The 19,968-nt window shown below is 31.4% G+C and carries 17 protein-coding genes; all 17 read right to left on the reverse strand.

The window, feature by feature from the left end:
- Nucleotides 1-26: 26 nt before the first annotated feature.
- The 17 genes from cysC to D569_RS0101815 all read right to left on the reverse strand — a co-directional run bounded on the left by cysC (nucleotide 27) and on the right by D569_RS0101815 (nucleotide 19,966).
- Nucleotides 27-1,853, reverse strand: a complete 1,827-nt coding sequence (cysC, locus tag D569_RS22315; RefSeq protein ID WP_018930672.1) for an adenylyl-sulfate kinase — start codon at nucleotides 1,851-1,853, stop codon at nucleotides 27-29.
- A gap of 1 nt (nucleotide 1,854) precedes the next feature.
- Nucleotides 1,855-2,754: a sulfate adenylyltransferase subunit CysD gene (gene cysD, locus D569_RS0101740; protein ID WP_018930673.1), complete on the reverse strand. Its 900-nt coding sequence runs from the start codon at nucleotides 2,752-2,754 to the stop codon at nucleotides 1,855-1,857.
- 513 nt (nucleotides 2,755-3,267) lie between these two features.
- Nucleotides 3,268-4,011 (reverse strand): sulfotransferase, encoded by a 744-nt coding sequence (locus tag D569_RS0101745; protein ID WP_018930674.1) that lies wholly within the window; start codon nucleotides 4,009-4,011, stop codon nucleotides 3,268-3,270.
- Between the two features lie 66 nt (nucleotides 4,012-4,077).
- Nucleotides 4,078-5,475 carry a Coenzyme F420 hydrogenase/dehydrogenase, beta subunit C-terminal domain gene (locus D569_RS0101750; RefSeq protein ID WP_018930675.1) on the reverse strand — a complete coding sequence of 466 codons (1,398 nt, stop codon included), beginning with the start codon at nucleotides 5,473-5,475 and terminating at the stop codon, nucleotides 4,078-4,080.
- Nucleotides 5,472-7,004 (reverse strand): oligosaccharide flippase family protein, encoded by a 1,533-nt coding sequence (locus tag D569_RS0101755; RefSeq protein ID WP_018930676.1) that lies wholly within the window; start codon nucleotides 7,002-7,004, stop codon nucleotides 5,472-5,474. The genes D569_RS0101750 and D569_RS0101755 overlap by 4 nt, the downstream gene beginning before the upstream one ends.
- A 73-nt stretch (nucleotides 7,005-7,077) precedes the next feature.
- Entirely contained in the window at nucleotides 7,078-8,208 is a 1,131-nt protein-coding gene (locus D569_RS0101760) for a polysaccharide pyruvyl transferase family protein (RefSeq protein ID WP_018930677.1), read from the reverse strand.
- Nucleotides 8,209-8,227: 19 nt separating this feature from the next.
- Nucleotides 8,228-9,304 carry an EpsG family protein gene (locus D569_RS0101765; protein WP_018930678.1) on the reverse strand — a complete coding sequence of 359 codons (1,077 nt, stop codon included), beginning with the start codon at nucleotides 9,302-9,304 and terminating at the stop codon, nucleotides 8,228-8,230.
- Between the two features lie 60 nt (nucleotides 9,305-9,364).
- Nucleotides 9,365-10,504 (reverse strand): glycosyltransferase, encoded by a 1,140-nt coding sequence (locus D569_RS0101770; protein WP_018930679.1) that lies wholly within the window; start codon nucleotides 10,502-10,504, stop codon nucleotides 9,365-9,367.
- The gene (locus tag D569_RS0101775) at nucleotides 10,497-11,705 is read right to left on the reverse strand and encodes a glycosyltransferase family 4 protein (protein WP_018930680.1); all 1,209 of its coding nucleotides are present in this window, start codon (nucleotides 11,703-11,705) and stop codon (nucleotides 10,497-10,499) included. The genes D569_RS0101770 and D569_RS0101775 overlap by 8 nt, the downstream gene beginning before the upstream one ends.
- Nucleotides 11,706-11,727: 22 nt before the next feature.
- The gene (locus D569_RS0101780; RefSeq protein ID WP_018930681.1) at nucleotides 11,728-12,837 is read right to left on the reverse strand and encodes a glycosyltransferase family 1 protein; all 1,110 of its coding nucleotides are present in this window, start codon (nucleotides 12,835-12,837) and stop codon (nucleotides 11,728-11,730) included.
- Nucleotides 12,834-13,940 (reverse strand): glycosyltransferase family 4 protein, encoded by a 1,107-nt coding sequence (locus D569_RS0101785; RefSeq protein ID WP_018930682.1) that lies wholly within the window; start codon nucleotides 13,938-13,940, stop codon nucleotides 12,834-12,836. Before D569_RS0101785 ends, D569_RS0101780 begins: the two co-directional genes overlap by 4 nt.
- Before the next feature lie 2 nt (nucleotides 13,941-13,942).
- On the reverse strand, nucleotides 13,943-14,809 hold the full coding sequence (locus D569_RS0101790) for an NAD-dependent epimerase/dehydratase family protein (protein WP_018930683.1): 867 nt from the start codon (nucleotides 14,807-14,809) through the stop codon (nucleotides 13,943-13,945).
- The gene (locus D569_RS0101795) at nucleotides 14,806-15,432 is read right to left on the reverse strand and encodes a sugar transferase (RefSeq protein WP_018930684.1); all 627 of its coding nucleotides are present in this window, start codon (nucleotides 15,430-15,432) and stop codon (nucleotides 14,806-14,808) included. The genes D569_RS0101790 and D569_RS0101795 overlap by 4 nt, the downstream gene beginning before the upstream one ends.
- A 23-nt stretch (nucleotides 15,433-15,455) precedes the next feature.
- Complete coding sequence (locus D569_RS0101800; protein ID WP_018930685.1) at nucleotides 15,456-17,282, reverse strand: polysaccharide biosynthesis protein; 1,827 nt, start codon at nucleotides 17,280-17,282, stop codon at nucleotides 15,456-15,458.
- A gap of 27 nt (nucleotides 17,283-17,309) precedes the next feature.
- On the reverse strand, nucleotides 17,310-18,191 hold the full coding sequence (galU, locus tag D569_RS0101805; RefSeq protein WP_018930686.1) for a UTP--glucose-1-phosphate uridylyltransferase GalU: 882 nt from the start codon (nucleotides 18,189-18,191) through the stop codon (nucleotides 17,310-17,312).
- Nucleotides 18,192-18,278: 87 nt separating this feature from the next.
- Nucleotides 18,279-19,046: a tyrosine-protein phosphatase gene (locus tag D569_RS0101810; RefSeq protein WP_018930687.1), complete on the reverse strand. Its 768-nt coding sequence runs from the start codon at nucleotides 19,044-19,046 to the stop codon at nucleotides 18,279-18,281.
- A 158-nt stretch (nucleotides 19,047-19,204) separates the two neighbouring features.
- The gene (locus tag D569_RS0101815) at nucleotides 19,205-19,966 is read right to left on the reverse strand and encodes a CpsB/CapC family capsule biosynthesis tyrosine phosphatase (RefSeq protein WP_018930688.1); all 762 of its coding nucleotides are present in this window, start codon (nucleotides 19,964-19,966) and stop codon (nucleotides 19,205-19,207) included.
- Nucleotides 19,967-19,968 lie beyond the last annotated feature (2 nt).

Genomic DNA, 19,968 nt, shown 5'->3' on the forward strand with positions numbered 1-19,968 from the left:
TGAAAGTTGATAGTAGCTTTTATCATTTAATCTATATGTTTCATAATTTCTTTTACTACATAATCGGTAGCTTCTTCTAAAGAATATTTACTTGTATCGATCTCAATTTCAGGGTTTTCTGGCTCTTCATAAGGACTAGAAATACCTGTAAAGTTAGGAATTTCGCCAGCACGTGCTTTCTTGTAAAGCCCTTTAACATCTCGTTCTTCACATACTTCAAGTGGTGTACTAACAAATATTTCAATGTAGGAATCTCCGATAATTTCACGTGCATTTTGTCTATCACTCTCATATGGGGAAATAAATGATGTTAACGCAATAAGACCAGCATCATTCATCAATTTACCAACCTCTGCAATACGACGAATGTTTTCCACACGATCTTGTTCTTTAAAGCCTAAGTTTTTATTTAAACCGTGTCGAACGTTATCACCATCTAATAACATCGTATGGTGCCCTGTTGCTACAAGGCGTTTTTCAACTTCGTTAGCAAGTGTAGACTTACCAGATCCGGAAAGACCTGTAAACCATAACGTTAATGGTTTTTGACCTTTTTGTTGTGCTCTAACTTCACGTGTTACATCTGTTTCCTGCCATACGACATTTGTTGATCGACGTAATTCATGTTTAATGACACCACAAGCAGACGTCATATTTGTCACTCGATCAATTAGAATCAAACCACCAAGAGATTCATTGTTTTCGAATTTATCAAAAACCATATTCTCAGATAGTGAAATATCACATTCTACTAATTCATTTTTGAAGATTTTATCAGCTGGAACCTCTTTACCCGTATTGATATCAATTTTATTTTTAATAGACATCACTGTACCTGGTAATAGTTTGGTTCCTACTTTTACTAAATAGTTACGTCCCTCTACTAATTCCGTATCATCCATCCATAAAATAGTAGCTGTAAACATATCGGTAACCTGAATATTTTCTGATGTTGTTAAAACACACCCTCGTGAAACGTCTACTTCTCGGTCTAATTGTACCGTTACAGGTTGTCCTGCTCCAGCTTCAGATACTTCATTATCTGTTACGAGAATACTTTTAACATTAGCCTTTTCCTGACTAGGCAGTGTAATAAGCTCTTCACCGACTTTAATATGGCCAGCTTCAACTTGCCCTTGAAAACCACGGAATGTATGATTTGGACGACTTACACGCTGAACAGGCATCACAAATTCCTCTTGATCTACATCTTCTTCTACTTCAATATCTTCTATATATGGTAACAATGCCTTACCGTCATACCAAAGTGTATTTTCCGATTTTTTGGTAATGTTATCCCCCTCTGTAGCAGAAACAGGAATAACTTGAACACTTTCAAGATTAAAACCGTATGTCATTTGTAAGAAATCATTTTTTATTTCTTCAAAACGTTTTTGATCAAAGCCAATGAGGTCCATCTTGTTTACTGCAAGGACGACATGTTTAATCCCCATTAATGCACAAATACGGGCGTGACGTTTTGTTTGGGTGATAACACCTTTCGTTGCATCTACTAAAATAACTGCTAAGTCAGCAAAGGACGTACCAACAGCCATATTACGAGTATATTCTTCATGTCCCGGTGTATCTGCAACAATAAAGGAACGGTTATCGGTTGTGAAATAACGGTAGGCAACGTCTATCGTGATACCTTGTTCACGCTCTGCCATTAAACCATCAAGTAGTAAAGAGTAGTCAATTTCACCACCGCGACTACCAACCTTTGAATCTAATTCCAAAGCTTTTTCTTGATCCGCAAATAATAGTTTTGCATCATAAAGCATATGTCCAATTAATGTAGATTTTCCATCATCAACACTACCGCATGTAATAAATTTTAATAAACCCTTCATTCTAGAAATACCCCTCTCTCTTACGACGTTCCATGCTTCCAGCAGCTTCTTGGTCAATGACACGGCTTGTACGTTCAGATGAAACAGCTCCTAATGTCTCTTCAATGATTTCATCTAACGTTTCAGCCTCTGATTCAACACCGCCAGTAAGAGGGTAGCAACCTAATGTACGGAAACGAACTTTCTTATGCTTGATTTCTTCACCCGGTTCTAGTTTCAAACGGTCATCATCGACCATCACGATATTACCGTCACGTTCTACTACAGGGCGATCTTTAGCGAAATAAAGTGGAACAATATCGATGTTCTCCCGTTTTATGTATTGCCAGATATCCTTTTCTGTCCAGTTAGATAGTGGGAATACACGCATACTTTCTCCTTTGTTAATTCGGGTATTGTATAACTTCCACATTTCTGGTTTTTGATTTTTAGGATCCCAAGCATGATTTTTATTACGGAAAGAAAATACACGCTCTTTCGCACGTGATTTCTCCTCATCACGACGGCCACCACCAAACGCAGCGGTAAATTCATATTTATCAAGAGCTTGTTTTAAGCTTTGGGTTTTCATAATATCTGTATAGGCAGAACCGTGATCAAACGGATTAATGCCTTGTTCTACTCCTTCTTGATTGATATGTTCAATCATTTCAATACCCAATTCTTTTGCTTTTTGATCACGGAAATCTATCATTTCTTTAAATTTCCATGTTGTATTCACATGTAAAAATGGAAATGGTGGTTTTTCCGGATAGAAAGCTTTCATTGCTAGATGTAGCATCACAGAACTGTCTTTACCGATTGAATATAGCATTACTGGGTTTTCACATTCTGCGGCTACTTCTCGTATAATATATATTGCTTCTGCCTCGAGTTGGTCGAGGTGTGATAATTTTTTCATAGGTAATACTCCTTTTAAATTTCACATTATATAAGGTGTGTTGTTCTTTTGTATATACTTTTTTGAGATTATTTCTGCACTATATACTTATCCTCTTACTCTTTTTTCTGAATATTTTTTGTCAATCAGTACAGTTAAACTAGGTAAAATGAATAAAACAATAATAATTGCTGTCTTTATATAAAAAATATTAGTAGTTAACTTTTATTAATAAATCTTGATGATAATTTATAGTATAAGTGCCCTAAAAATAACCCTTCTATGTAAGCTAAAACACAAAATGTTTTGAAGAATAACAAAGCAAATTAAACTCCTTCAAAAGTAGAACAGTAACATGTTAGATAATCTCTTATAAAGGAACTTAAAATATTCTTCATTTAGCTTATTTGAAAAAGTACGCCCCTAATAAAAGAGACAGGAAACTTTGATAATCGATTGATAAAGGAAAAATCATCTGTTATAAATTAATTTGAACCGTAATATTTTTTATTATTTAAATTGATAGAATTATTATTATCTGTTGCTATAATGTAATATATCTTTATATACTTTCGATATATCAATATTCAAGAATTGTTTACAAAGCAAAAGAATTCTATTATATAAAGTTGATTTATTCTTTTTACTCCTATAATAAGAATTATCTCGACAATCTATTAATTTCATATTTACAAACTCTGATAATTTATCAAATTCTCCTCTTGATGACATAAGGTTAGTATAATCAATTATTAGTATTTCATTATTATTATTTTTAATTATCTCTAAAACATGTTTATTATATATATACCATGCTCGCAAGGCTAAAATTGCTATAGCAAGTTGTGCTAGTTTATTCCTTTTCTTGCCTTTTTTCATATAATGTAGCCAAACTTCGTGTGGATCTCTTACAACCACAATTAACTTATGATCACTAATAATTTGTTTCCAAAAAGTATATGTTAAACAAGTTCGAGGATCTTTAAAACCCCAATCCGTATATTTAATATCCAAATTTTGTACTGCTGAATATGCCTTCTCATATATTTTTCCATCTATTTTATTCGATTTAACCTTTTTTGTTACTAATAAGCTACTTTTTCTCCCACACCTAAGTATCTCTTTATTAATTACATTAAATTCTTCTCTCTCGAATTGATTTCCCGAATCGTAATCTATACTTTCATCAAATACGCCCATATTTAAATTAGATTTATGAAGAATCCTCGAAACTAAAGTTGTTCCAGATTTGTGCATCCCTAAAATAACATACCTCATAAATATTTCTCCTCTTTGTTATTAATTGTATGGATTAGCTTCATACAAAGAACATTCAGTAACTTGTTATAAACTATCTTTTATCATTTTTTTTATATTTTTTAACATTTTTTTAAGAAAAAAGGGCGTTGTATCTTTATTGTAATCTTTAATGAACGGATCCATATGTTTTATAAGTGTATTAAAGTCACCAGAATCCTCAGCGATTTTATAGGCTTTGAAACTTTCCTGAACAAGTTTTTGTCTCTTTATATATATTTTTTTTCTTTTCGAGCTTAATTTATCATTAGGTTCAACTCTTTTAGTAGGTCTCCATTCTTTATTCATATCTTTCAAAAACAAACGATAAGCTAATCCTTCTCTTCTATGACGAAATCCGCCAGCTTGTGATTTATATACTTTATCGGTACTAATTTCGTTCAAGAATAATTGATCCTTGTTATCATTAATAATATTTAAAATATCAGGATTTCTAACTACTATCACATTTGTCCCTTGACTATCCCTCAGATATTCTGGTAACCATGCATCTCCAATAGTTATATCTGCTGTTTCTGCTAACACATCATCACAAAAATCACATGCATTATACTTAAAAAAACCATGTCCCCAGTTTGTTGTATAAAGTTCCTTCGTAGGTGAGCTTTTAGTAACTATTTCACCATTTATATTGCCTTGGACCTCAACCCCATATTGATTTGCTGATCTACCAGCTAATTTCTTTCTGAAATCAATATTTATTAGATTCTCAGGTTTTATTCCTAATTGCCAGCCAATTGATTTGGCAAACATGTCGCTTTTCAAATGGCCACATACCAAACCTATAAAATATTTTATACTGTTTTTAATTTTTACATCTTGATCTGCTAATAATCTTACAGATTTTATATAACATGGTATCCCAACCAAGGCGAATCTCTTATCATGTTTTCTAACAAAATTAACTACCTCAGAAAGCTCAATAGGGTAATATTTTGACTTTGCTCCGTTCGATAATTCACCTTCATTATATGAAATACTATATTCAAATAATTTTTTTTCTTCTTTAGATGGTTTTATGTGAATAATACCGTCTACAAGATCATTTTTTAATAATTGTGCAGCAACCCAACTCCCCATTCCTCCGGAGCTTCCTTTACTTCTATACTCTCCCTCTTTCACATATCCTGCAAAGTTCTTAATAAAATATCCTGTATATTCATTAAAACTTGCCTCAGGGTTTCGACTAAAAACTTCGGATCCAATTTCTGTTTCATTTTTACTTTCTTTAGAAAAAGGACATACTGATAATACTTCGATTTCTTTTTCCGCTTCTATATTATTATTTATTACTGGTTTATACTTCCCATTATCGTCCATCTCCATTGACAGTGGTGAGTTATATACACTAGCACATATTCCACAGCCAATGCAATAATCATTAGAAACTACGGTGTCTAGCAATTCCTTTACATTACTGTTCATTTTCTATATTCTCCTTTTTTAGGTATTTGTCTTAAATTATTTATAATTGAGATAGTTAATTTTTTTTCATAGTCGTTCATTCCTAATGTCCATAAACATAATACAAATAAAAAACAGTATATAATTATCTCTAAAATTAAAAATATAATACTATCATTTGGAGAAAGATAACCGATTACTCTACCAATTAGCAACGAAAAAATTACAGGTATCGTTAATTTAATTATATTCCTCCAAAAAAGAGGAATATCAAGTCCTATTTTTTTCTGATAATAAATATTCATAGCTATAATATTACCTAAGACTAATGATAAAGCAGTTGCGATAGCAACACCAACCCCAGAATATTTTTGTGCCAACGGAATAGAAATAACTACATTGAAAGTAGCTATAAGAATTAATACAATTGACCTAAATGCTTGCAAGTTCTTAGCGTATAATATTGAAATACCTATATTTTGAATAAGTGGCACACATAAAGGAATCATTATTAATATTACTATGTAGTAAGCTTCAGTATAGTCTGATCCAGCCCATACATTAATAAATGAATAACCGTATAATGTAAACCCACTTAATATAAAAGCTAAAATAATAAATTGTAATCTTCCATATTTAATCATTATCTCAGTAAGCTTATCACTACTTGCATTCTTAGCAACTAACATTGAAACCCTTGGTAAGAATAGTCCACTAATAGAAGTTGAAAACTGCTTGTATAAAATAATGAACTGCATAGCTATAGCATATATGGCCACTGGCACTGTGCCTGTTACCGCCCCCAAAATAAATTGATCTGTATTCCAGTAAATTTGATCGACAATAACCCCTAAAAAAACAAGGGAAGAATATCCTATTATTTCTCTAAGAAATGTTAAATCCACCTTACCAAATTTCAATCTTATTTTTATATATCTTATACAATAGAATAAATTAAAGAGCAGACACGATATATTAACAATTGTAGTAACTACTACCATAGTTACTGATCCATAGCCTAGAAATAACAATGGTAAGGTTATTATCGGTGATAATATGGTTCTAATTATCGCTACCAATTTTGATATAACGAATTTTTCATAAGCTTTAATGATAGAACTAAAAACAGTTAATGGAAATGATAATGAAAAGTTTATAATAAGTATGATTACCATAATTTTTGCTTTTATCAATTCGCTATCTGTTAAACTATTACCAAAAAAAACTTCAAGCTTATTCAAGAATATCATACCAATTAATATGGTTACTACACCAATAATAGAGTACATCAACATAAAGAGTCCATTGAGATGGGCTTCTTTTTGTTTATTTCCCTCTACTCTATTCCTTGCGTTATATCTAACAATAGCATTTCCTAATCCCATATCCATAATACTAAAATACGAAGCTATTGAACCAATTAATGCATATAGACCATACTCTGATTGCCCTAATAGTCTAATTACAATTGGTGTGTATAACAAGCTTATTAAGAGAGTAATGAATAGTGAAAAATAAGATAATAATGCTCCAGCTTTCATTTGACTCATATTTGTAACATCTTCTTTCTTCGATTCGATAACATAAAACTGTCATGAACATTGGAAATGATTTATTTTGCCTTTATTTTAATACATTGTTTAGGTATTGCTCAGACAATAATTTTTGCTTTTTTATTATATTGTGAATCTCATTATAATCGGGTGTTTTCATTAAACAATTCTTAGTATTCAAGTCATCACTACTACTAATAATAAAATCCTCAATATTATATCTTGTGGCAAGGTCCTTAAATCTAGTAGAACGCATCTTTTCTGCATAGTAGGCTATAAAACATTTTTTGAATTTTAATGAAAATAGAGTTCCGTGATATGAATCTGTATAAATAAATGTTGCATTTTTAAATAAGCTTATCCATTCTTCAGGACCTAGATCATAAAAAACCTTATCAGAATAATCAGCAATGTTGAATTTCATAGTGGGTATTACTATGGAATATACAGGAATATTTCCGTATACCTCTTTAATTTTGTTTATTACATATTTGTTAGACCCATTAATCTCTTTACCTAATGCATAAACTAATATATACTTTTGCCCTTCAGGTATAAAGTTGTTTTTTTCAAACTGATTAAAATTTAGTAACAAAGTAGGGTCTACTACAATTGGTGGTGAGAAGTTAAGTAAACTCTTTACAAAGTTACTTGAATGTTCATTTCTAACCGAAATTGCTGTAAAATCATTTAACTCTTGTTCCAATTTTGATTTATGTGTTGATTTAACATCTGATATTGTGGAATCTGCAGCGTAACTTACTTTTTTTCCATTAAAGTTATCAAAATTTAAAAAATACTCCTTTTTATCTCTTTGTCCAGGTCTCCAAACCTGATCGCTACCTACAATTATAATCTCATAATTATTAACTATTTTAAGCAAGCTACTTTCATCTACTTTTTCACTTAACTTCATACTTTGACTTCTAAATGCATCAAATTTCTTTATGATTTTCTTATTGTATTTTACTTTAATATAAATTCTTTTTATCAATGTTTGTATATTTAATATTTGATCTATAATATTCTTCTTTAACCCTATAGATCTTAATATTTTATGGTTTTTGTAATTAGAAGGTATAAAATTTATTACTTCAACTTGGTAACCTTTGTCTTCGAGATATTTTTGAAGTGCATAACTTTGTAATACACCTCCAAAGTTATTAGAGTAATGATACGTTAGTATTCCAATTTTCTTCATTAAGATTCCCCTTTACAATTTAGTATTCCCAAAAGAAATAGTATGGAACAATTCCATTTCCATCACTCTCAAGATTATTTATATAATAATAGGATACTGCCAAAATGATTATCATAGTAATTAATAGTTTTATTACCTTAGTTTCCTTAATAGTTAATTTTACAGGTAGTTTATCTAGATTATTTATAATATGTGGTATATACAAAATAATAAAAATGAAGAAAAACATATTCAATCTAGTAAATAAATAGGAAAAAGAACTAAGTGATTGAATAAAAAACGCTATAACCATTATATTTGCTAAAATCGTATTTTCCCTGCTATTGTATTTTATTGGACTATATACATATATCCCCAGTATTATTACTATCAATATTAATATAGCTAAGCCACCTATATTATCTGAACTAGTGTATCTATCTAAACTGTTTTCTTCATAAAATAATAAAGTTAGCAACTCTCCAATTGGTGCTCTTAATAAGAATAACAGGATATAACTTCCTATTAAGTATAAAATATATTGATAATTCCACCTTATCTGAGCAATATAATATATAGGTAAAAATATTATAGCTGCATAATGAAAAGTTGCGGCAATTAATATTATTATAAAGAACTTCATAAACTTTTTATCTAATATATATTTGAATGAGAATAAAACTAAAATAATAGCAATAGTTTGACGAATACCTGTAAAAGAAAAATTAAAAAAACCTAACCCTATAAACAATAAATAACTAATAAAATAATTCTTTGAATACTTATAAATAACTAATCCAAGTAACGAAAATACAAATACCGCTACACTTAACAGCCAAAAATTAAAATTGTCCGAAAAAAGCAAAAAAAGCTTTTGGGCTACCTCATAACCAATCTCACTTATACCACTAATAGTATCACTAGAAAGACTTTGAAACTTTCTCTCATATCTTATAGTATCAATACCAACAGTAAAATGTCTCAAACCATTTACCAATGCAAACTGTATTGTAATAATTACTATAAAAAGCTTTGTAGTAATTCTCGATTTAGCAAAAGTTAATAATGTCAACGAATAGAAAATAAATAAATAAAAGTTTAACTCTATAACGCTCATACAAAACACCTACATATGTTCATGATCAATAAACTCCTTAATATTCATTAATATAAAGAATTACTCATTATTAACGATAATATTTCGTGAATAAATTTCATAAAACAACTCCGAAGTCTTATCTATATCATAATCTGGTTTCTTTAAAGCCTGTTGTTTTCCCTTATAATACTTAATATGATTTAAAATTTCGCTCTCCCATACTTTTTCATTAATAGGCAGATAAGTAACATTTCCCAAGTTTGTATTAGTGGGAACACGGTTTGAAGCAATACATTTAAGTCCCATAGCTTGTGCTTCCACTAGCACTATACCAAACCCTTCCCATTTCGAAGGTAGTAAAAATAAATCCATGCCAGCTAATATTTTAGGTATATCATCACGAGCTCCCAAGAATGATACTCGATTATTTATATTCTTCGATATCACATATTGCTGTATTTCTTCTTTAAGTTTTCCCTCTCCCACAAACGATAAATGAACATTGCTAAATTTTTTTGAGATATTTGTGAAAACATCTACTATGAATTTATGATTTTTAATTTTGACAAAGCGCCCTACCAATACTAAATGAATAAGATCGTGATTGAGCTTTAATTCTTTTAAAACATCATTCCTATTATATAATTCTAAATCAAATCGTTTATAGTCAATGCCATTAGGAATAATAGTTGTTCTTTTATCATTTATTCCTTTCCTTCCAAATAAATAGCTAGCAGCTTCATATGATGGTGCAATCATATCTGTAGAATACTTTAAGATAAGATTTCTCATTAAAATTTCATACATTTTTCTCAGAATACCGATTTCCAGATTGGATTTATCGGTATGTGAGTGAGAAATTCTAATTGGAATGTTAGCTAACTTAGCTAACAACATATAAAAACCTGAAAAAAACAAACTGTGAGAGTGTATAGTATCAAAAGGACCTTTAGCTTTTATAAGCTTCAACAGCTTATAAAAGCTAATTATTTTATCTAAATTATTTTTTTCACGATGGAAATGAATCTGTATTCCATTATCCTCTAATTTTTTCTTATATGTTTGTTTTCCATTTAACACAGTAGGACTAAAAAAGTGAACCTCAACATTCTTTTTATTCATTTTTATTGCATTATCAACCATCAATGCCTCTATTCCACCTATAGTAATTCCAGATATGTTAAGCACTTTAACTTTTCTATAAGTATTTTCACTCAATATCTTTTCCCCTAACAATTTTATTTTTTAGTGGAAATCCAAATTCTGTATTTAGTATCCTTCTTAATTCTTTATAATATCTCTCTGGACTGTATTTATCTTTAACTAATTCTAAACTTCTTTCACCCATAATTAGATGTTTTTTTCTCTCTTTAATAATTTTTGTGATTTTATTCTCTAAATCATCGACATCATCACTTTTAAATACATAACCATTGTAATTTTCTTCAATATAGTCTTGTGCACCAGCAGTATCACTACATATAACAGGTAATTTATGGGCCATTGCCTCCAAAACTGATACTCCTAGTTCTTCATTTATTGATGGAAGTATAAATAGATCATGATTGAGATATTCCTGTTGTACTTTATTAAACTCCAAATTGGTCTTTATATTCACCAAACCTTCTAAATGATTTTCACTAATGAAATCTACTACTTTTTTATACTCTATCTCATGTATTTCTTTCGTTAATTCACCTATAATTGTCAAACTTATATCGTATTTTTTTTTCAGCCTTTTAACAACTTCCAACAATAATAAATGTCTTTTCCTTGGTACAAACTTACCTATAGAAATTATATTAATTCGATCCTTGCTAAAATATTTTTTTTCTTTTAATTTTTTTTCATTCACTTTAATAATAAAAGGCAAGTAATAAGTTCTAGAAGGACATTCCGGATTCATTATTCCTTTACCGTTTATAGGTGTTATCATTACCTTTGGCATTATTTTCTTTATTAAAATTTGATATATTAATAATTTAAGTTTTTTTACAATTTTCATGCTTTTTTTCGACTTATGAACATGTTTAGGAATTTGCCTATATAATATTACATTAATACCTAATTTTCTACATAAAATAAAAGTTAATAATCCAAAAAAAAATGTATCCCTAACTATAACATAATCTGGTGAAAAATTTTTAATATAACTTAAATAATCTTTAATAGGTGGAATTCCGAACTGCCTTTCGAATCTAAAAGATTCGCGTGAGGTTTTATTAATAAAATTATATAACTTTTTAAAAAATAAAAAAAATTTACTATATCCAAATATTTTCGGGGTTATTAAACTATGATCTTCACTACCACCAACATATTGAGAAACATAGATTACTTCATCTCCATTTTTTAGTAATGTATCCACTACATAATACTGATTTGTATGAAACCTTGGCGCAACAAACATTACTTTCATGACTAACCTCCACGTAAAATTCCTAAAAGTTTTTAAGAGCTTCAGTATAGAATTTCTCATACCACTTAACTGTCGAATTGACATCAAATCCAGATTCTGTGAATTCCTTTATATGATTTTTTCTAATATGTTTAAAGTAATTCTCCATTAAACTTTCAGCCCAAAATTCAGGTGATCTTTCCAAAGGTATAAATGTTACATTTTTCGTTATTCTCACTTCTTTTGTTATCTGATCTGATATTATGCATGGAATTCCAGCAGCTTGTGCTTCCAACACTACACCTGGTAACCCCTCATACAAAGAAGGAAAAAGAAGTACGTCAGCTGCTTGTAAAAAATCTGACACATCTGACCTTATACCTTTAAAAAATACCGCATTTTCTAAGTTCATAATCTTAGTCTGTTTTTCAATTTCTTGTTTTAAAGGTCCATCTCCTATTAATATTAACTTTGAATTTTTTTGTTTTTCGTTAACTTTCTTGAAAATCTCAAGTAATAATCTATGATTTTTTTGAGGATGAAACCTTCCGACATGGACTATTACTAATTCATCCTTAAATCCTAATTCTGACCTTTTTGCAATTCGTGTATCTTGGTTAAATAAAAACCTACTTGTATTAATGGCATTTGGAATTACTTTAACAGTATTATTTTTAACTGCCTTTTTTCCAAACTCACTTATTCCAGCTTTTTTTGATACAGCAAATAAGTTTGTTGCATTAAATCGTGATAATTTACATAAATATTTCTTTATAACATTTTCTTTATTAGAATTTCTTGAATGTGCTATTCTAATTGGTACACTCTTTTTTCTAGCTTCTCTCAAATATACAAACGCTGTACTAGTTTGGTGACCATGTACTATTCTATACTCAGTATGTTTAGAAAAAAAATCTCGCCAAGCTTTCTTATATGATAGATAATTTTTTCCGGTGAAACGTGGTAAACTGTAGATTTTACCCCCCATTGATCTTATTTCACTAGAAAAATAGCATTCATCTGTAGTATGAATCGCAAAATCAAATTGGACTTTAGTTCGGTCTATTGACCTATAAATATCCATCGTCCTACTTTCTGCACCTCCAGCATCCAATCTTCCAAAAATGTGTAAAACCCTTATCGGTTCTTTCATGCGTTTCCCTCAATCTTTGAAATTCTTTTCAGGTATTCTCTAACAACTATTTCTCTATTAAACTCTCTTTCCACTTTATTCCTTCCCTCTATACCCATTTTTTCCATTGTTTTATAGTCCATTTTTAAAAACTCTTCAATTTTATTTATGAGTTCCTTAGTATTTTTCGGTTCAATGATATAGCCATTTACATTATCTTCGACTATTTCTCTACATCCACTTCTATTTGTAGTAATAAGTGGCCTTCCCGAGGCAGCGCTCTCTAATAATACATTTGACATCCCTTCAGGATAATATGTTGGGTGTACTGTACAGTGTACTTTTTCTAATATTGTTCTTATATCTCTAACCATACCATGATATTTTATTATTCCTTCACTCTGAAGTTGATTCAACAAAGATTCATAATTCTGTTCGCAAAAACCACAAACATGAAAAATAGTGTTTGGGTATTTCTTTTTAATATACTTTGCTGTATCTAAATATTGATCGACTCCCTTTTCTTTCATTATCCTTGATATAAAAACAAACTCTATATTTTCACTGTCGGGAAACTCTAATCTAGAAAACTGTTGAAGATTCACTCCAGAACCCGGTAAAATTTCATGTTTATTAATTGCAATATTGTTTTGTTCAAAGAATAACTGATTTTCTTTGTTTTGAAAAAAAACTGTCTTAACTTTGGAAAAAGCAAACTTGTATAATAATACAGATATTTTTTGCATTAAGCCTCCATTTTCTACTGCAGTACCAAGACCGGTGATGTTGGAAATATACGGAATGTTTAGCGCCTTTGCTGCTATCCCACCATAAATATTCGGTTTAATCGTAAAAGTCAAAACAACATTTGGCTTAATTTCCCTCATTATTCTCTTGTAATAGCGAAGTAACTTTAATTCTTGAAAAGCATTTTTTCCATGCCTTTGCATAGAGGCTTCAATGTATTTACAACCTAGTCTCTTCAAATCTTCTATTCTTTCGCCATAAGGAGATGAAACATATACTTGATAACCTTCTTCAAGCAATTTTTCTACAATCTCACGTCTAAAGTTGTATATTACAACATCGTGATTAACTAAAAAAAGTACTTTCTTCTGTGCCACAATTAATCCCTGCTTTCAGTAGATGCAATGGAAGATCGTAAATCATGTACTATATAATCTTCCTTGTAATTACTTAGATCTCTTTCATAATATAAATCCCCGAATACTTTATTAATTAACACTAACCTGTTCCTCAATAAATTTATTATTGGATTAAAAATTTTTGTTGTTTTTATAGTCTTATTATGTGCTTTTGCAATTTCTTCTACCATATTACTTGTTTGGACATAATCTTTATTTTGGGGAAAAAACAATCCACATTCTTTATTTTGAATCATAAGCTTTATAAACTCTGACAAGTTATCTATATGCAACATGCTTCTACGGTTATAGAAATTAGGAAAAACAGGAGACATAGTAGCAAATTTAGCTAATCTAGGGTAGTTTCCTTTAGAATTCTTCCCGTATATCATCGGCGGACGAATTATGACAATTTTAAAACTTTTACTTTCTAAGTCTTTTAATCCATTTTCTGCTTGCAATTTGCTGTCTCCATAATAGTTACTTGGTTTTGGAATAGTTCTTTCTCTTATTACTCCAGTATTATTAATGCTATCACCATATACAATAATACTACTTAAGAAGATAAACTGTTTTACACCTTCCAAATTCGCCTTAGTAGCTATTTCCATAGTCAAATCACGATTAATTCGGTAATATTTTTCTCGCAGACTAGGATCAGTTGAAACATGCGCTATCCCAGCGACATGCAAGACAACATCATAAATGGAAAAGTCTACACTTTTCCATTCATCCGTACGTAAGCTTATTTTATCAATTTGAAACTCTTCAGGATAATTGTCTGTTACCCATTTTTCGAAAGAGTTACCTACATAACTATTCTTACCAGTAATTAACACTCGCTTCATTTTGATGCGGACTCCTTCTGCTCATACTTTCTTGTACCTGTTCCACCTTCTACAACACCATCACTTTTAAGAACACTTATAAAGGTACCAACAAAACATTTTAAATCAAATAATGGACCAATACGCTTTATGTATTCACCGTCTAGCTTTGCTTTAATATCAATTGGCAATTCATCTCGCCCGTTAATCTGCGCCCATCCGGTTAAACCAGGGAGAACATCATTTGCTCCATACTTATCACGTTCTTCAATTAGATCATATTGGTTCCATAATGCTGGCCGTGGTCCAATGATAGCCATTTGTCCAACTAGAATATTTAAAATTTGTGGCAATTCATCTAAGCTTGTTTTTCTTAAAAATCTCCCGACACGTGTAATATATAAATCTGGATTGTCCAATAAATGAGTAGGTGTATCTTTTGGTGTATCAATTCGCATCGTTCTAAATTTGAGAATATTAAAGTGCTCTTTGTTTTTGCCAACTCTTTTTTGTTTAAATAGAATTGGCCCTTTTGAATCGATTTTAATGGCAATAATTAAGAGTACAATAATTGGTGATAAGACAATTAAACCTATCAACGCTAAGAAAAAATCTATTATTCTTTTAACTTTTATATAGAACATACACTTATCACCTCATCATTTTGTTAAGAAGGTTGCTTAGCTATCCTTTGTTCTTTGTAAACTATATCCATGACATTCTCTTTTAACTCTTTTATTTCGTAATTATTAAAGCTATTTATTAATTGAATAAACGCCTCTCTATCTACTTCTACCGTTTTACCAACATAAATCTTCTCATAAACTGCATCCGGATGAATTTCGTCTTCGCCGAGAAGTTCTTCATACATCTTCTCTCCTGGGCGTATACCACTAAATTCAATAGGAATTTCTTCTTCTGTATAACCTGATAGCTTAATAAGGTTTCTCGCTAGATCTACTATTTTCACTGGTTCTCCCATATCTAAGACAAATATTTCTCCACCTTTGGCTAAGGTTCCAGCTTGGACAACTAATCGTGAAGCTTCAGGAATTGTCATAAAATAGCGGGTCATGTCTGGGTGTGTAACCGTGACTGGTCCCCCTTTTTCAATTTGCTTCTTGAATAGTGGAATAACACTGCCACGACTTCCAAGTACATTACCAAATCTTACCGCAACAAATTTTGTTTTACTTCGAGCTGATAAGTCTTGTACAACCATTTCTGCTATGCGTTTCGTTGCTCCCATCACGTTAGTAGGGTTTACGGCTTTATCTGTAGAAACTAAAACAAACGTATGAATGCCAAATGCATCTGCCGCTTCCGCTACATTTTTCGTTCCGATAATATTATTTTTCACCGCTTCGTGCGGGTTGTATTCCATTAGCGGTACGTGCTTGTGAGCTGCTGCGTGGTAAATGATTCTTGGGTTATGTTCTTGTACAACCTCAAAAATACGTTGTCGATCTTGTACATCTGCAATAATTGGTATAATTTCTATTTCTTCTTGTTGATATTTTTGACGAAGTTCCATATCAATGGAGTAAATACTAAATTCGCCATGACCGACTAACAATATTTTCGATGGTTTAAATCGCATTAACTGTCTACAAATCTCCGACCCGATTGAACCACCAGCTCCAGTTACCATAACCGTGTTGCCTGTAACATATTCTGATATCGAGTTGATGTCTAATTCAACTGGATCGCGTCCCAGTACATCTTCGACATCTACATTTTTCAAGGAACTTACGGATATTTTCCCTGAAACAATGTCTTCTATCTTCGGTACCATCTGAACCTTAACATTGGTACTATTACAGATAGCGACTAATTCTGATAATGCTCCGTTTGCTAAAGATGGAATAGCTATTACAATATGATCGATCTCTAAATCTTTTACTAAATCAGGGATCTCTTTTGTAGCACCTGCAACAGGTAAATCATAAAGTTGCATTTTATGTTTTGCCATATCATCGTCTGCGAAAGCGACAGGTAAAAGATCGGTATGTTGCTGTTCATTTTTTAGTTGTCTGGCAATCATTGCACCAGCTGCACCAGCACCGACAATTAATGTTCGTTTTCTATTAGTCTTATCTTGCATATAGTGGTCGCGATAGACTCTCCAGACAAACCTTGAACCACCAATTAATATGATATGTAATAACCAAGTTACAATAAGTGCTCTTCTATAAATGGTGAAATCATTTGCTAGGAATTGAACAATACCTGTTGCTACTATTGTAAAAGTGATTGCTTTCACGATTGCCATTAACTCCCCAATACTCGCATATGCCCAAACTTTATGGTAAAGCTTGTAGACAAACGCAAAGAGATGGTGAAAGAGAAGTAAGGCGATAGCCGTAATCGCCATGACATCTAATTCACCAAATGAATGAGTTGGGTAAACAATCCATGAGGCTATAAAAATAGCTGTACTAACAATGAGAGAGTCTAATAATAGTAATAAGAAAATTCGTTGTTTGTAACCCATTTGGGCCATCCCTTCCATCGTTAAAAATTATTGTTTTACCTTACTTTCCTTAGCCAATTGGTTAATAATTTTCTGTACTTCTTCACCGATTTCTTCATTTTGTAACGCAAACTCAATAGTTGTCTTGATAAAACCAAGCTTTTCTCCCACATCATAACGTTTACCCGCAAAGTCATATGCGAATACACTTTGAGATTCATTTAATCTTTGAATCGCATCGGTTAATTGAATCTCACCACCAGCACCTACTTCTTTCTGTTCTAAATATTTAAAAATAGTAGGTGATAATACGTAACGTCCCATGATCGCTAAATTGGAAGGTGCTGTTCCTGGTTCAGGTTTTTCAACAAACTTATTCACAGAATAATTATCACCATGCTGTTCCTTTGGATCCACAATTCCGTAACGATGGGTTTCATGGTCTGGAACCTGTTGCACACCGATAATGGAACCACCTGTACTTTCATATTCATCAATTAGTTGCTTTAGACATGGAGTTTCTGATTGAACAATGTCATCTCCTAGTAAAACCGCAAATGGTTCATCTCCAATAAACTTACGTGCACACCATACGGCATGTCCTAATCCTAGAGGTTCTTTTTGACGTATGTAATGAATATCTACTTCCGCAGGTTGTTTTGTTTTTTCTAGTAACTCGAACTTACCTTTTTTTAATAAGTTGTCTTCTAATTCGAAGTTGTGGTCGAAGTGGTCCTCGATTGCACGTTTCCCTTTACCAGTTACAATAATAATATCTTCTATTCCAGAAGCAATTGCTTCCTCCACAATATATTGAATGGTTGGTTTATCAACGATTGGTAATACTTCTTTTGGCATTGCTTTTGTCGCAGGTAAAAATCTAGTCCCCAGCCCTGCTGCTGGAATGATCGCTTTTCTTACTTTTTTCATAATAGATAACAATCCTCCAAAATATAATGATAACATTCACTTAAAATACACTTTTTAAAGTATACTTTAAGCTTTAGTACTTTACAACTATAAAATTCCCATGATTTTCTTTTTTTTAATTTTTTCTGGCACATCTCCTACTACATGGTCTCCATTAACTAAATATTGTGCATTTTCCATAAACCAATACACCAAAGAAGTACCATATTTGTCCTTGATCACTGTATGAGCTTCTTGCATAACAAAACCTCTACTCGTAATATTATGCGCATCAGATGCAATAAAATGCGTTAAGTTTGCTTCAATTAATTGCAGGCTGAATTTCTTAATTTTCTTACCAAATTTTCCAGCGATACTCGCTGCAGTAACTTGTGTCAATGTCCCATTACTCACTAAGTCATATAATATATTTGGGTTTTCGATTAACTCTTTATTTCGTTCCGGGTGCACAATAATTGGTTTGATCCCTTGTAATTGCAAATCAAACATTAATTGTTTCGTATAACGTGGAACGTGATTGGATGGAAGCTCCACGAATAAATATCCACTTGTATCATTCAGTGGCAATAGTTGTCCATTCTCTAAGTCAGTTAACATATCTCCGTTTATCCGTGTTTCTTGACCAGGAAGAATAGTTAGGGGAATTTCTTCTTCTTGTAATCTTTTATTCAATTGATCTACAGCTAATAATATGTCATCTTTATAGTTATCATAACTACCATTTAAGTGATGTGGTGTGGCAATAATCGTGTTAATTCCTTGTGATACGGCACTTTTCGCCATTTGCACACTATCTTCCATATGTTTCGCACCGTCATCCACACCAGGCAGGATATGACAATGAATATCGATCATAGCAATTCATCGTCCTTTCTGATCATAAATATTTTATTTTAACGTCATAATATCATACTAAAGTATAACAGGAAACAAGCCAATTGAAAATAGCATTTAACAGGCGATTATTGTCGAATATACTTTAAATATTGTAAACTTCGCCTAATTTCTCCATATTATAAAATGCCGAAGATTTTCTTCTTTTTAACGCGCTCTGGTTCTTCCCCTTGAACCATTTTATTGTCTAATAGTAGATTTTGATTTTCTTGTAATAAATACCACTGATGGAAAGAAATATTGCGTTTCATCGACTTCCATGCCGATTGCAAGTGATATTCTTTTGCTTCTGAGGTGTCTGAACCGACGAAATGAGCGAGGTTATTCTTCAGAAATTGTTGGGTTAGTTTTTGTAGCTTTTTACCTTTCTTACCGACAATGCTTTTAGCACTCACTTGTACTAACACACCATTCTTGACCATACTGTAGAGATGATCATGGTCATCCTGAATCTGCAGGTTTTTTTCAGGGCTCATAAAGACAGGTTTATAACCTTTCAATTGAAGTTCATAGCATAGTTGTTTGGTATATTCCGGGATATGATCATGCATTAACTCCATAAAGACATATTTCGGTTCTGCCCCATAAGTAATTAAGCTGTCTGTCTCTAAATCTTCTTCCATGTTTCCATAGATTCGGATCGTTTGTCCAGGAATGATTTCCACGTCTATATTTTCTTCCATTAGTTGTTGATTAACCTTTTCCACCAAATTAATAATGGTATCTTTATTAATTTCCTGTTTTCCTTGTATGTATCTAGGTGCTGCAATAATTTTTCTCACGTTCGCTTTTTCTGCTTGCTTTGCTATTGCGATTGATGAGGAAATATTTGTTACACTTTCTCGATTAATTGGAAGAATATATGGATTAATATCCAACATAT

Origin of the sequence: Gracilibacillus lacisalsi DSM 19029 (assembly GCF_000377765.1) — a bacterium.
GTDB classification, from domain to species: Bacteria; Bacillota; Bacilli; order Bacillales; family Amphibacillaceae; genus Gracilibacillus; species Gracilibacillus lacisalsi.